This is a genomic window from Winogradskyella sp. (genome assembly GCF_045105575.1).
Classification (GTDB): Bacteria; Bacteroidota; Bacteroidia; order Flavobacteriales; family Flavobacteriaceae; genus Winogradskyella.
The window spans coordinates 24595-39517 of record NZ_JBGCDQ010000003.1 but is presented as its reverse complement, the minus strand read 5'-3'; the positions used below and the strand labels follow the sequence as shown (position 1 = coordinate 39517).

14 protein-coding genes are annotated in these 14923 nt (G+C 31.9%); 8 read left to right on the top strand and 6 right to left on the bottom strand.

Annotation, left to right across the window (positions count from 1 at the left end; all coding sequences use genetic code 11):
• Positions 1 to 7: 7 nt before the first annotated feature.
• Positions 8 to 631, bottom strand: a complete 624-nt coding sequence (locus AB8B52_RS00665) for a class I SAM-dependent methyltransferase (protein ID WP_406024215.1) — start codon at positions 629 to 631, stop codon at positions 8 to 10.
• A gap of 106 nt (positions 632 to 737) precedes the next feature.
• Here AB8B52_RS00665 and AB8B52_RS00660 point away from each other — a divergent pair, with 106 nt between their 5' ends.
• From AB8B52_RS00660 to AB8B52_RS00635, 6 genes are all read left to right on the top strand, one after another.
• A complete protein-coding gene (locus tag AB8B52_RS00660; RefSeq protein WP_406024213.1) occupies positions 738 to 2510 on the top strand; it encodes a hypothetical protein in 1773 nt (590 codons plus the stop codon).
• Between the two features lie 35 nt (positions 2511 to 2545).
• Positions 2546 to 3499, top strand: coding sequence for a glycosyltransferase family 2 protein (locus AB8B52_RS00655; RefSeq protein ID WP_406024211.1), 954 nt, complete (start codon positions 2546 to 2548; stop codon positions 3497 to 3499).
• A gap of 209 nt (positions 3500 to 3708) precedes the next feature.
• Entirely contained in the window at positions 3709 to 4518 is an 810-nt protein-coding gene (locus AB8B52_RS00650; protein ID WP_406024209.1) for a FemAB family protein, read from the top strand.
• Positions 4515 to 5678 carry a DegT/DnrJ/EryC1/StrS family aminotransferase gene (locus AB8B52_RS00645; RefSeq protein WP_406024207.1) on the top strand — a complete coding sequence of 388 codons (1164 nt, stop codon included), beginning with the start codon at positions 4515 to 4517 and terminating at the stop codon, positions 5676 to 5678. Before AB8B52_RS00650 ends, AB8B52_RS00645 begins: the two co-directional genes overlap by 4 nt.
• Positions 5679 to 6992 carry an O-antigen translocase gene (locus tag AB8B52_RS00640; protein WP_406024205.1) on the top strand — a complete coding sequence of 438 codons (1314 nt, stop codon included), beginning with the start codon at positions 5679 to 5681 and terminating at the stop codon, positions 6990 to 6992.
• Positions 6993 to 7031: 39 nt separating this feature from the next.
• Positions 7032 to 8315 carry an O-antigen translocase gene (locus AB8B52_RS00635; protein ID WP_406024203.1) on the top strand — a complete coding sequence of 428 codons (1284 nt, stop codon included), beginning with the start codon at positions 7032 to 7034 and terminating at the stop codon, positions 8313 to 8315.
• A gap of 588 nt (positions 8316 to 8903) precedes the next feature.
• Here AB8B52_RS00635 and AB8B52_RS00630 read toward each other — a convergent pair.
• A complete protein-coding gene (locus AB8B52_RS00630; protein WP_406024201.1) occupies positions 8904 to 10043 on the bottom strand; it encodes a glycosyltransferase in 1140 nt (379 codons plus the stop codon).
• Positions 10044 to 10147: 104 nt separating this feature from the next.
• Here AB8B52_RS00630 and AB8B52_RS00625 point away from each other — a divergent pair, with 104 nt between their 5' ends.
• A complete protein-coding gene (locus AB8B52_RS00625) occupies positions 10148 to 11230 on the top strand; it encodes a glycosyltransferase (RefSeq protein ID WP_406024199.1) in 1083 nt (360 codons plus the stop codon).
• Positions 11231 to 11237: 7 nt separating this feature from the next.
• Complete coding sequence (locus AB8B52_RS00620) at positions 11238 to 11645, top strand: sugar 3,4-ketoisomerase (protein ID WP_406024197.1); 408 nt, start codon at positions 11238 to 11240, stop codon at positions 11643 to 11645.
• Here AB8B52_RS00620 and AB8B52_RS00615 read toward each other — a convergent pair.
• The 4 genes from AB8B52_RS00615 to AB8B52_RS00600 are packed head-to-tail and all read right to left on the bottom strand — an operon-like array spanning position 11630 to position 14910.
• Complete coding sequence (locus AB8B52_RS00615; RefSeq protein WP_406024195.1) at positions 11630 to 12550, bottom strand: glycosyltransferase family 2 protein; 921 nt, start codon at positions 12548 to 12550, stop codon at positions 11630 to 11632. The genes AB8B52_RS00620 and AB8B52_RS00615 overlap by 16 nt on opposite strands.
• A complete protein-coding gene (locus AB8B52_RS00610) occupies positions 12550 to 13446 on the bottom strand; it encodes a glycosyltransferase family 2 protein (protein ID WP_406024193.1) in 897 nt (298 codons plus the stop codon). Before AB8B52_RS00610 ends, AB8B52_RS00615 begins: the two co-directional genes overlap by 1 nt.
• A 45-nt stretch (positions 13447 to 13491) precedes the next feature.
• Positions 13492 to 14223 (bottom strand): class I SAM-dependent methyltransferase, encoded by a 732-nt coding sequence (locus tag AB8B52_RS00605; RefSeq protein WP_406024191.1) that lies wholly within the window; start codon positions 14221 to 14223, stop codon positions 13492 to 13494.
• 3 nt (positions 14224 to 14226) lie between these two features.
• Positions 14227 to 14910, bottom strand: coding sequence for a cell division ATP-binding protein FtsE (locus AB8B52_RS00600; protein WP_406024308.1), 684 nt, complete (start codon positions 14908 to 14910; stop codon positions 14227 to 14229).
• Between the last annotated feature and the right edge of the window lie 13 nt (positions 14911 to 14923).

The window sequence follows — 14923 nt, the reverse complement described above, 5'->3', positions numbered from 1 at the left end:
TTGATGATTACGTTGAAGAATTTCTACAATCTAATATTATTGAGGTATAAGGAATATAAAAATAAGTTTCATCTATGGTCGCATTCACATTGGTAAAGCAAGATTTTACAAGGGCTTCATACTCTGGTTGAGTTCTCACAAATTGACCTCTGTCTTTTTTTAAAAAATACTGCGATATTTTATTTTGATTAGGAATATAACAGCCATCAAAAGATACAAACCGACCCTCTGGCTTTAAAGCTTTCTTTGCAATATTGAATAAATTAAAACATTGCTTATCATTTAAGTGGTGTAAAACTCCAGCAGAAATTACAATATCAAACGTATGTATTTCTGTTAAGTCCAGGTTGTCAACTCCTGCACACTTAAAGTGTCCTTTGTTACCATATTTTTTTTTAGCTTGGGCTATGTAATTGGCATCTAAATCAATTCCGGTATAATCTACATCAGGTAAAAATTCTAATATATCACCAGGACCACATCCTATATCTAAAATTTTTTGTCCTGGTTTTATTGCAACGTTTTTTTCTACAAAAAGTTTACGGGCTCTATAGCCACCAACAATTTTTTGATAGGTGGTGTAAATAATTGGGTGACTAAGTATATTTCTTGGATCAAGGTTGTTTGGCACGTCTTCTTTCTGATTTTTATTGGTACAAAATTAATAGAATAACCATTAAATAAGATGTTATATTTGATTTTTACTAAAACTCTTTAAATTAAAAGGTTCAACTGCAATGAATCGCGTCTTCCATTTTCAAAATCATATATTTAAAATCACTTTAGTTATTGTGGTGCTTTTACAGCTGTTATTAGCATTTCAGGGCTTTGATGTATGTGATGATGGTTTTGTTTTAACCTTCTATCAACAAATTTTCACAAACCCAGAAAGTGTTGAATATAATTTTCTTTATTGGTTTGCTGGTATTGTTGGTGGACTCTGGTACCAACTTTTTGAAGATGGTGGTATTTTATGGTTTAGGTTGCTGACAATACTGGTAAATACATCAGCGTTTTGTATCACGTTTAAGTTGCTAAAACCATACATTAATCACTATTTTTTACTGTTAGCCTTGGTTATGGTCGTCTTTGTTAATGATTATGGCTATTTAACGTTTTACCATAATCATTTAACTGCGTTTATGGCAGTTTTGATAATTTTTGTATTGCATAAAGCGGTGATTAAAGACCGCACATTGTTATATCTAACAGCAGGATTTTTACTCAGTATTAATATTTTTACTCGAATCCCAAATCTGGTGCTATTTTCATTAATCCTAGTGATTCCTTATGCCTCTTATTTAAGAAAAGAGTCTTTATTAAAGGCGGTTAAACCTATGAGTTTTTTGGCTATAGGTTCTGTTTTAGGATTACTTATAGTGTATCTCACATTATGGTCACTAGGTCAAGTAGATGTTATGCAAAACGCACTTTTTACTATTGGCGATTTGGGTCAAACAGAGAATAGCTCGCATAATTTTAAATCTATTTTTAAAGCTCCTTACTATAATTATAGAAGCATTTCTATTGAAGCGTTAAAGCTTTTGGTGATCTTAATTACACTCTATGGACTAAAACGTATCATACCAAACAATAAAATAAGTACTATAAGTATTTATATACTGACAGTTTTATTGTTTGGGTACTGGTTTAATACTCAAAATATATATCCAATTTATTGTTTATGCTTACTAGGCAGTATAATGATTATTGGGTTAAAAAAAGTGCAAACGGAAATAAAGTATCTAGGACTTTTGTCTTTAATAACTTTAGTGACTATTTCTCTCGGTACTGGAGGTGGTATAAAAAATAGCGGTTACATGGCGATTTGGATTAGCCTGCCTTTATTTTTCTATGTGGTAAATAATTTAAATCTGTTTTTTGAAGATTCTAAAGTTATAAAAAATAAATTTTTATTTCTGCCAGAAAAAAAAGTAATTCAGTTCTTTTTGTCTCCCATTATAGTTTCATTTTTAATGCTTAAAACTTATACTATTTCTCAACAATCATACTTTGACTTAGGCAGCAGATTTCAAAAAACATATACTATTAATAGTCCTTTGGCAAAAGGTATATATACAACAGAAAGACGCGCTAAAATCACCAATGAATTGTTATTAAACTTAGATCAATTTATTGAGCCAGATGATTATTTAATGGTTTATGATCGTATACCAATGCTTCATTTTTTAACGGAGACTAAGCCATATATGTACAATCCATGGGTTTGGATTTATGATTATAATTCATTTGAAAAAAAACTACTGAAAGCAGAAAGAGAAATTCCTGTATTACCAGTAGTCGTGCAACAAAAATTTGAAACTATTTATAGTTTTTCAGAACCAATTACTGATTTTATGTCAACCCAAAAAGAAAATAGTAATTTTCACAGTAATGAGCGTAATGCTATTATGAATGCTTTTTTAGAGCGAAATAATTATCGTATTGTTTGGAGTAATTCTTATTTTAACGTTTATCAATCTAAGGAAGAAATTAATAAAGCTAATTGATTTAGATTATATTAGTTGCGTTTTAAGATACGATTATGCAAGACAACGAAATTTCCATAATAATTCCGGTTTATAACGAGTCTGAAAATTTAGATGCACTTTATGAGAGGTTACACAAAACGGTTCATAGCTTAACAGACCGCTATCAGATTTTATTTATTAACGATGGTAGTACTGATGATTCCATGTCTAAAATACAGTCGATCTCTGAAAGAGATTCAAACGTTTTTTATGTAAATCTTAGTCGCAATTTCGGACATCAAATAGCTGTTTCGGCAGGTTTAGAATATTGTAGTGCTCAATGTACTGTAATTATTGATGCTGATTTACAGGATCCACCAGAATTAATTACGGAATTATTCGCGAAATATAAAGAAGGATTTGATGTCGTGTATGCTAAAAGAAACAAACGAGAAGGTGAATCTTTTCTTAAAAAACTTACGGCTAAATGGTATTATAGGTTACTAAAAAATTTAGTTTCATTTGAAATTCCATTAGATGCAGGCGACTATAGATTAGTATCTAAAAAAGTAGTGTCGGCAATTAATAGTATGCCAGAACAGAATAAGTTTTTAAGAGCACAAATCGCATGGTTAGGCTTTAAACAGTCGTATGTTTTGTATAATAGAGATTCAAGAAAGCATGGTAAATCAGGCTATACTTACAGTAAAATGATGCGTTTAGCTTTTGATGGTATCACAGGTTTTTCAGACAAACCACTGCTGTTTGTGAGCCGTTTAGGTTTCGTAATTTCTATTTTTTCATTTCTACTTATCGTCTATGCTATATTTGCGCATTTTGCTTTAGAACAAACCATTACAGGTTGGACCTCTTTAATTATCAGTGCGGCATTTATTGGAGGTATTCAGCTGCTATCTGTAGGTGTTATTGGTGAATACATCAGCAGAATTAACGTAAACGTAAAAGATAGACCCCTTTATATTGTGGATGCTACAAATATTAATTGTTCTAAAGAAAATATAGTTTAATGCGAAAAGGTGCATCTTAAAGCGTTCTAAAATTTGTATTTTCACGTCAATTATTTCAAAATTTCCAAAACATTTATAACGTTAAAACATATCAACCCTCAGATAAAGAACTCTGGAATACTTTTGTAAAAAAAAGTAACCAGGATACCTTTTTGTTTCAACGCGAATTTATGGATTACCATAGCGATAGATTCAAAGATGGTTCTTTATTGATTTATAAAAATGACAATTTAGTTGTCTTATTACCAGCAAATATCTCAAAGAACATACTATTTTCTCATCAAGGTTTAACGTATGGAGGGTTTATAATGTGTAAAGAATTAAATACGCTCGAAGTAGATGAGATTTTTAAGAGTTTATTTCAATTTTTAAAATCAGAAGAAATTAACTATTTAGAGTTAAAATTGTTGCCACACTTTTATAAAAAGAATCCTACAAATATTGTGTCAGATTATCTTGTTAGCATTAATGCAGATAAGTTTAGAACGGATATGGTCTTAGCTATTGATTATAGTGCAGCATTACATATTCATAAAACTAAATTAAAACATTTTAGAAGAAACACAAATAGAGGTTTTGAAATTAAGGAAGAATCAAGTTTGGATATTTTTTGGAATAAGGTACTAATACCTAGATTAAAAGAAAAACATAATACAGTACCTGTGCATTCTTTAAAGGAAATTATGAGTTTAAAGTCTATCTTTCCAAATCAGATTAGACAGTTTAATATTTATTTAGATGGAAAAATTCTAGCTGGTATCACTATTTTTGATAAAGGTAGTGTGGTTAAATCACAGTATGGAGCTACAACTATCGCAGGTCAGCATGAACGTGCGTTAGAGTTTTTATTTATTCATCTAATTAATAAATTTAAAGAAGAAGGAAAAACTTTTTTTTCAATGGGAACAGTCAGAGATACTAGTAAATCTGAAGGTTACAACGAAGGATTGCTAAAACAAAAACAAGAGTTAGGTTGTACTGTTTTTTATCAAAATTTTTATAAAATAGACGTGATATGATAAAGTTTCTAGACCTACATAAAATCAATAATCGTTTTAGAGAAGAATTTCAAGCATCTTTCAGTAAATCGTTAGACGATGCGCATTTTATTCTAGGAAATAATGTCGCCAATTTCGAAAATGAATTTGCAGCCTATTGTGGTACAAAATATTGTGTTGGGACAGCAAATGGATTAGATGCACTTACCCTTATATTAAAAGGCTATATTCAACTAGGAAAACTAAAAAAAGGCGATAAGGTTATTGTGCCTGCCAATACATTTGTGGCTTCTGTTCTTTCCGTTTTACATGCAGATTTAGTACCAGTTTTAGTAGAGCCAGATGCTGACACGTACACCATTTCTGCAAATACAGACACCAAATTGTTTGTGGAAGCCAAAGCCTTAATTATGGTGCATTTGTACGGACAATTAGCAGATGTGGCACATTTTAAAAAAATTGCAGAAGATTTCAAACTTATTTTAATTGAAGATGCAGCTCAGGCACATGGAGCAGTTTTAAATGTAAGCCCAATGACGAGCGACACATCTTCAAGTTCATCTTCATCTTCGTCTTCGTCTTCGAATTCGTCTTCAACCAAAGCAGGAAACCTTTCAAACGCAGCAGCATTCAGTTTTTACCCAAGTAAAAATTTAGGAGCGCTTGGTGATGGAGGAGCAGTAACAACCAATGATTCAGAATTAGTTGAACAAATAAAACTATTACGAAATTACGGAAGTGAAAAAAAGTACATTAATAAAATCGTTGGGTTTAATAGCCGGCTAGATGATATGCAAGCCGCTTTTTTAAGTATCAAGTTGAAGACTTTAGATGCGGATAATGAACGACGACGATCCATCGCAAAAGCCTATTTAAATGGTATTACCAATCCAAAATTAAAACGACCTTTTTACGATGGTTCTAAAAACCACGTCTTTTATGCGTTTGTGGTTGAGGTTCAAGATAGAGACGCGTTTATTTCGTTTCTCAATAAACATAAAATAGAGTTTTTAATCCATTACCCAATTCCACCACACCAACAAGAAGCTTTACAAGCATTTTCGCATTTTAATTTGCCACTAACAGAACAGATTCATAAAAGAATTATAAGTTTGCCAGTAAGTCCTGTAATGACAGATGCAGAGGTTAAAACCGTTATAGACGTTGTAAATACTTACTAATTGAAAAAACTTTTTAATTACATAAATAACAAAGTCTTAGTAAAAGCTGCGGGAATTAACGTTACTAATATCAGTCTCAGAATTATAGCAGGCATTCTCGTTTCTAAGTTTATTGCGGTTTATATTGGACCTCAAGGTATGGCGCTGATCGGAAATTTGAGAAATTTTTTAAGTGCCATTCAATCTTTAGCAATTTCAGGACTTTATAAAGGGGTAGTGAAATTTATAAGTCAGGTTAAAAATGACGCCCTTGCTTTAACCAAAACCTTATCGACGGTTTTTTATTTTGGTTTTTTATCTTCTGTACTTTTAGCGTTTTTGTGTTATTATAATGCAGCATGGATTAATGGGTTTATTTTTTCCTCAAATTACAACTACGTATATGTTATTGAGATGCTCGCTGTGGTTTTACCATTATATGCGTTAAATATGTTCATTTTTTCCATTATGAATGGATTTTCTAAGCATAAATACCTTTTGCTTATTAATAGTCTTGGTCAGGTATTAGGACTTTTAGTCACCTTACTGCTCATATATCAAGAAAATATAGATGGAGCATTAATCGCTATAGTGATTACACCAGCACTTAATTTGCTAATTACTATTGTCGGTATTGCTTTTAGAAGAAGCTTAGTATCTTCTATAAAAATCACCCAGGTAAGTTTTAATATTATCAATAAACTTGGTCCTTACATGATTATGGCCTTGGTAAGCACTGTGGCGATGCCAATTGTAATGATTCTTATTAGAAACTATCTCATTGAAGAAACTGGTATGAAGTCGGCAGGCTATTGGACAGCTATGACAAGAGTGTCCGATTATTACCTTATGGGTTTTAATTCTTTAATGGCACTTTATATTTTACCACGTTTTACTGAAATTAATTCTAAAATTGAATTTAGAAAAGAAGTCTTTAGCTTTTATAAAACCATAATGCCTGCATTTTTAGCAATCTTATTAGTGGTTTATCTAAGTCGATCAGTACTTATTAATCTTTTGTTTACCGAAGATTTTAGACCTATGGAAGATTTATTTGGGTACCAAATTTTAGGAGATATTGCGCGTGTGCTTTCTATGGTCATAGCCTATCAGTTTTTAGCAAAAAAGATGTTTACACATTTTCTGATTTTAGAGGTGTTTCTATTTGTTATGATGTATTTTTCAAGCCTATTTCTTATTGATGATTTCGGAGTGAAAGGAGCTGTAATGGGACATTGTTTAAGCTATTTTATGTATTTCGGAATAATATTATTACTCTTTAGTAGTTCTCTATTTGGTGTCTTAGATAATGAAGGAGTAGAGAAAAATAATTAGTCTATTTACAACCAACAACCAACAACCAACAACTGAAAATTGAAACTTCCAAAATTTATTAGTAATAATACGGTGCTTAAAATCACATCGCTTAACGCTGTGGTTATTACTATTAGGTTAGTGATTTCTGGATTTATGCAATGGTTGCTTGCTACAACTGTTGGTGCAGCAGGTATTGCTAGTATTGGACAAGTACGAAACGTTATGGCTATGTTATCGAGCATATCTACTCTAGGCACATTTAATGGAGTTGTAAAATATGTATCGGAATTTAAAGACGATCAACCAGAATTGTCCAAAGTATTTTCTACCGTTACTATTTTTGTTGCTATAGGATCCTTGTGTTCTGCATTGGTCTTGTTTTTTGGAGCCTCATTTTTGTCTCACTATGTATTTAGTTCGCAAGACTATGTTTTTGTGTTTCAGTTTTTGGCTGTAATTATTCCCTTCATCGCTATTGGTCGTGTTGTAAATGGTGTGGTTAGCGGATTGTCAGACTATAAACGCTATGCTAAAATTGAATTAATCAGTTACCTTTTAGCCACTGTAGCACTTGTTATTGGGCTTTACACGTCAGAATTAAAAGGAGCGCTTATTGCCATTGCCTTAGCACCAGTGATTCAGTTAGTCGTTCTGGCTTTTGTGTTCGGTAAAATCTTAAAATCTTATGTACCATTTAGATCGCTCAGTATTGGTTTTATTTATAAAAATAAGTTGTTGGCATTTACCTTAATGTCTTTTGTCTCTACCTTTTTGTTGAATTATATCGAGCTAGATATCAGAACCTTGATCACCGATGAGCTCGATAGAGACCAAGCTGGTTATTGGACAGCAGTCACCTTTATTTCAAAAAATTATATGGTGTTTGCTACAGGATTATTTACCTTATATGTGCTACCAAAATTTGCACGCATCCATAATAAACTCGATTTTAAGACAGAAGTACTCAATATTTATAAAACCATTCTACCCATTTTTGGTCTAGGAATGATTTTGGTCTATCTCTTAAGAGAGTATATCATCCGATTTATTTATCCTGAATTTACAGGAATGGAACCTTTATTTAAATGGCAATTATTAGGCGATTTTATTAGGTTGGGAGCGTTGGTGTTATCGCATCAGTTTCTAGCTAAACGTATGGTTAAAAGCTTTGTCATTACCGAAGTGATTTCGCTAGGTTTGTTTTTTGTGCTTTCAAAAGTATTTATTCAGTATTATGGCACGGAAGGTATTGTAATGGCTCATTTTGTGAGGTATATCATCTATTTTATAATTGTTGTATTTGTGATAAGAGGGTATTATCAAACTAAATCTAGTAAATAGCACTTCGATTATGACAGGTGTAAGTTATTCTGCGAGGTTTTAGTCCCTATAATTATTGGGACTTGCTGGTGTTAATTAGAAAACCAATCTAAGTATTTAATAAAACTAATTTCTGTTATCTTTTTTAAATTATAACCATTAGGTATTTTGAGATGTTTGTTGATGCCAATAGGCATCATACGTTTATAAAAAACAGATAAAGTTGTGTTTTGCCGACTCCAGAGGAGTCGCACACTATGAAAATGTCAGTAGTTTTTAAGTACGACTCTTAAGGAGTCGATATAAATTCACTAAAAACTTTTTTGTAAACATTTACAGAGGTCAGTAGTTAAATACGTACTAAAAATTAATCATAGTTAATTGACTATAAGTCGTTTGAGTCATTATTAATGGTGCGTTCGAGCGCAGTCGAGAACTATTAATGTATTTTTTGTAGGTTTCGACTGCGCTCAACCAGACAGGAGTTAATTAATTATCAATTCCCATAAGTAACTATATACTGATCTCTAAACCTTTAACTCCTCTGGAATTAGACTTAGAACTAAGAGTATATTATAAAGTCGACTATAAAAGTTGATGACTATTATTTCAAATATGCTTCTTCCAAGTTTTCAAATAGTGTTCAGCGCAAGTCTTATAATTATGATGTGTTTCCACAAACTGTCTCGCATTTAAAGAAATTTCAACGATTTTTTCAGGATTCAAAATTAACCATTCTATTTTTTGTGCAATATGTTTTGCATCAGGTAAAGCATTAATAGCAACGGTATCTTCTTCAAGATTATAAAATCCTAACCATTCTTTTTCAGCTCCCGTAAAAACTACTTTTCCTTTAGCCATGGCTTCTAAAGCATTAAAACCTTGGTCGTAAGCGTATATTTGGTCTAACATTATATGTGCTTCATTATAGGCTTCTATATATTGTTCATAAGGCAAACTTCTTACCGTTATAATTTTTATTTTATTGGAATATGTTTCGTTTATAATGGCTAAGGCATCTTCAAAAATATCATTTCCTTTTTTGTAATAGTTATGGGAATTAATACCATGAAATATCACAATTTCATCTTCAATATTTAAGTGGTTAAAATCTAACTGTTTTGTATTTATAGGATTTGGAATAAGTCCTAAATACTTTGGATGATTAAGTAAAGGCAAGTGGTAATCTAAATCTGAAGCAATGACTCCAGCTATCGATTTATAGATATGATGATGAAGTTCTACATAATCTGGCTGTAAAAATTTTAGACCATAAGGACTAGAAAATTGTTCTTTTCCGTCTAAATAAGGAGTAAGGATTGAATATCTGAATTTCTGGTCGTGAGCATATTTTACGCTTATATAATCCGTGCCACAAGACAATAGAAAAACAGTTCTGTTCCAGCTAGAAATTAAATCAAAAATATGCTTTTCAATCTTTGCTGTGCATAAAAATGAAGCTTCATTAATAAACTGAACCACATCATAATCACTGAGCTTTGGTTTTAGTTCAATAATTTGTTTTTTAATATGAAGTGATTCAAGGTCAATTTTTGTGAACCTATAAATAACATTTTTTATCTTTTTTAAAATTCCTGTTTCATATTTTTTTTGAATTGGTAGATCGACATCATAATTTTTAAAACCATCTTTTGCGGCCACTATAACAACGTCATGACCAAGTTCAACTAAGCCTTCTTTTAGAGAATTATGAAGCCTACTATATTCACCAACCAATAAAATTTTCATCTGCTAATTAGGTATAATTGTCATTTCATAAATCATTTGTGGTAAGGGCAAAATAATATCATATTTCATTTATATCCTTACATTTGTTTCAAAGATACTAGTTAATGCCAAAAGCCGATAATAAAAAGATTTGTATTGTGGTGACTTCTTTAGGCAAAGGAGGTGCAGAACGCTCTTCTGGCTTGTTATCTCAAATGTTATATGATGTTGGGTGTGATGTCCATGTAGTGAGCGTTCTCAATAGTATTGAATTTCCGTACAAAGGAAAATTGCTGAATTTGGGAGAACTTAAAGATAATGACGATTCAGCTCTTGGAAGATGGAAGCGGTTAAGAGTTTTAAAAGCATATCTAAAAGCGCATAATTTCGATTATATTATTGATAACCGAACGCGAATAGGCTTTTTAAAGGAATTAGTGATTTCTAAATTTATATACAACCCGAAGAACATAATTTATTGTATTCGGAGTTATAAAATGGCGAATTACATAAATCCAAAACCATTTTTAGCAAAACTATTATATGGAAACGCTTACAAAATAGTTTGCGTGTCTAAGGCAATTGCTGAAGACATCAAGAAAACGTATGCCTTTAAAAATGTAACGACTATTTATAATTCCATTGATATTCCAGAAGAAACGGAAAACTATAAGTCAGACCATCGCTACATTCTCTTTTTTGGGCGTTTAGATGATGAAGTAAAGAATATCTCGTTATTGTTAGAAGGTTATGCAAAATCGAATTTGCAACGTCACGAAATTAAACTCAAAATTTTAGGAGAAGGGAAGGATTTAGAAAAATTGAAGCAGCTTGTGCAGTCGCTAAATATAGCATCTGATGTTCAGTTTTTAGGGTATAACTCAAATCCTGAACCCATAGTGAATGCTGCCTTATTTACAGTGTTAACAAGCAAGTATGAAGGGTTTCCAAGATCGATTTTAGAATCGTTAGCATTAGGCACTCCTGTTATTTCTGTGGATTGCAAATCAGGTCCAAATGAAATCATTCAGAATAATACTAATAGTATTTTAGTAGAAAATCACCATCCAGAACAATTAGCAGAAGCCATGAACCGTTTGGTTGAAGATAAAGATTTATACTTACTTTGTAAGCAAAACGCAAAATCGAGCATTTTGCCATTTTCCGCACAAAATATTTCAGAACAATGGCAATCTATTTTAAAGTAAAACACACATGAATACTATAGATAAGGTTAATTTAATTACGATTCCAAAAGTGCATGACGAACGTGGTGTCTTAGCAGTTATAGAAAAAGACGCTATTCCGTTTGCAATCAAACGCGTCTATTACTTGTACGATGTGCCAACAGATAGCAGTAGAGGAGGCCATGCACACAAGGTGCAACAATCTGTAATTATTGCCTTAAGTGGTAGCTTTGAAGTCATTGTAGATGATGGTAACACCAAAAAAAGCATCATGTTAAACAAGCCCAATCAAGGTTTGTATATTCCAACACACATTTGGCGAGAAATTGAAAATTTTTCATCTGGCGCGGTCTGTTTGGTACTAGCATGTACAGATTATGATGAATCAGAATATATTCGGGATTATGAGGTGTTTCAAAATCAGGTATTAGGATAGTATAGTTTCTCTCCCTTTAAAGATTTTAGTTTAACCAATAATCTTAAAAGCCATTTTGGACTTTTCAAAAGTAAATTTTGTCTGAAATTAAGATTTTCAGAATCTAAATGAGATGTGAAATACAGAAAATGAGGTTGGTCATTTTGAACCTTACTTAATATTGCCATTGAGTATCGGTTCCGATCTAAAAAAGCTTTTAAATCCTTATTTTGTTTTTCTTCTACTAAATATTTGTCAAACTTTGCTTTTTTGCTCAGTTCAAAAGTGGTGTTAGATAAACTGGATGGATAGTAATTATAATGTGCCAGTTGTTTATTTACAAATAGAATATCATAGTACAACCCGAATCTAATCCATAAGTCTGTATCCTGTCCTGAAATAATAGACGTATCAAAAAAGCCTGTCTTTTCTAATATGGCTTTGTGAAACACAATACTCGAACTGTGAATTATAGAAAATTTTTGGCTAGCGTTAAAGTAATTATGTTTATCGTAAAGTGTGACCTGTTTAAAACTGTAATCTACAGGTATTATTTTGTTATCATATTTCTGAGCAAGACCAGCAGTGAAAACTTTCATCTCAGGAAATTCTCTAATCGCATCATACATAAATTGCAAATAGGAGTTTTCCCAAGTATCATCGCCATCTAAAAGGGCAATGTAATCGCTTGTTGCCGCTTTTATTCCAACGTTTCTTGCATTTGAGGCTCCTTGGTTTTTAATGGTTAAAAGCTTTATACGTTTATCTTTTAGAGATTCAATAACGGTTACGCTATGATCTGTAGAGCCATCATTAACAACGATAATTTCAAAATCTTTGTAGGTTTGTTTTAAAACGCTTTGTAGCGTGTTTTTAATGTACGCTTCTTTATTATAAACCGATATGACTACTGAGAAAAACGCCATTATTTTTTTGAGTTTAAATAGCAATAATACGTTAATCGGTACAAATCGAAAATTTTGAGAGACGGATTCTGACCCAATAAATTGTTTTTGAAAGCACTTTGGTATTTTACATAAATTGATGACAGTAGTTTTGAGATGCCTTTACCTTTTAGCGCAGCATATACTTTAGTAATCTTAGTATAGTTTGAAGGTAACAAACCTTGCTTCACAAATAGATTGATGGCTTCTACAGAGTCTAAAGATTTTTTTAGAAATGTGTCACTATCTTCAATACCAAGATGATAAACAGGATTGTCAATATGTGCAATAGAAATTTGACGTTCCTTTAAATCGAAAGAAAATAAGGTGTCTTCATGTCTTAAATTCGGAATGTCTTCATTGAATTTCACACTTTTAAAAACCCTTTTATGAATCAGAAAACTTAAGGTTAAAAAACTTAAATACCTATTTTCGTTACGTGCATCAACAGGTAAGGCTTCTCTTTGTATGCCATATTTCCAGCGTAATACATGTGTGTCGTCCACACGATTTTCAGGATACAAAATACCTCCATAAATAATATCTGAAGTTTCAGAAATAGATTTCAGATATAAGCTGATAAAATCTTTGCTTTTTGGTATAACGTCCGAATCTAAAAAAAGACACCAGTCATGCTTTGCAGTTTCAGCTAATTTATTTCTAATCGCGCTACGACCAATATTTTTGGGTAAAATGCGGTACGTACAATCCGAAAGTCTTTCTATAGTTTTATTGTTTTCTTGAAGTTTTAAATCTGTAGAACAATCATCAAAACATAAGATTTCAAAAGGAATTTCAGCATCAGATAACTGCTTATGTATTTCAGATACGAGGTCTAAAATAGCATAATTATAAACAGGAATTAATACTGAAATCATAAATGGTACGTAGTTTAATTTTGAAATTTACGTGACATGCAAAACCTACTTTTCTAATAGAAATACAGTTTCTGCTTTAAATCCAAAATTGTCCGAATCACTTTTATCAAATGTCTTAATTTTTACTTTAAAACCAACAGATTCTAGTCGATTTTGTAAACCTTCGACAGAATACACGCGAACATGGTCTTTTTGTCCGAAGGCAATTTCTCTTTCTTTTTCTGATATTATCTTAGAATCTTCATAAATAAGACCACTTTTAAAAGGTGTTTGTATATAACAGATGCCATTTGGTTTTAGGACGCGGTATAATTCCGACATGGCCTTTAAATCCTCATCAATATGTTCTAAAACATGATAACAGATAATGATATCAAAAAAATGACTATCGCAGTCAATAGCCGTAATATTGAAATTATAATCGGCTCTAAATTCATTTTCAAAATCAGAACTGTAATAGTTGACGTTTTGAAGTAACTTGAATTTTTTAGATAAAGATTTTGGTGGTGAAAAATGTAAAATGGTGCCTTTAAGAACTTCTTCGTCAATAAGGATTTTATAAAGTCGGCGCGTTCGGCTTCTGCTTCCGCAGTTAGGACATAACAAATCTTTATCGTTTAGCGTTACAAAATGTTTTAGTTTGAAGTTACAGATATTACATTGATAGGCATCACCTTTGTATTTAAAACTGATGAGTCGTCTAAAAAGTAGCTCATTTTTTTGCAGAAATGATTTAGGTATGAAAAGCTTGGCGACTTTTTTTAAGCTTGTGTACATGGTTTAGCTCTTACGTTGCACCACTTCAAATACTTTGTTTTCGTCGCATTTTAAGGTTTTGCTTGGGTATTTTAAAAGCAAGGCATAATCGTGTGTGGCCATTAAAATGGTGTTGCCGTTTTTATTAATGTCTTGCAATACTTCCATGACTTCGATACTGGTTTGTGGATCTAAATTTCCAGTAGGTTCATCAGCTAAAATAAGTTCAGGATCATTTAATAAAGCACGAGCAATGGCAATACGCTGTTGCTCTCCACCAGAAAGCTCATGTGGATATTTAAAGCCCTTGGTTTTCATAGCTACCTTATCTAAAACAGCATCGATACGATCTTGAATTTTGTCTTTTTCTTTCCAACCCGTCGCTTTTAGTACAAATTCTAAATTTCCATTAATGGTACGATCTGGCAACAATTTAAAATCTTGAAAAACAATACCCAGTTTTCTTCTTAAAAATGGAATATCATTTTCTTTCATGGTTTTTAGATTGAAATCAACCACGGAACCTTCGCCTTCCGTTAATTGTAAATCACCATAAAGCGTTTTCATAAAACTACTTTTTCCGCTTCCTGTTTTACCAATAAGATACACGAAATCACCTTTTTGCATTTCAAAATTCACCTTAGATAGCACCATACTATCGCCTTGATAAATGGTTGCATCTTTAAGTTCTAAAACGGTTTCGGACATATTCATAAATTTA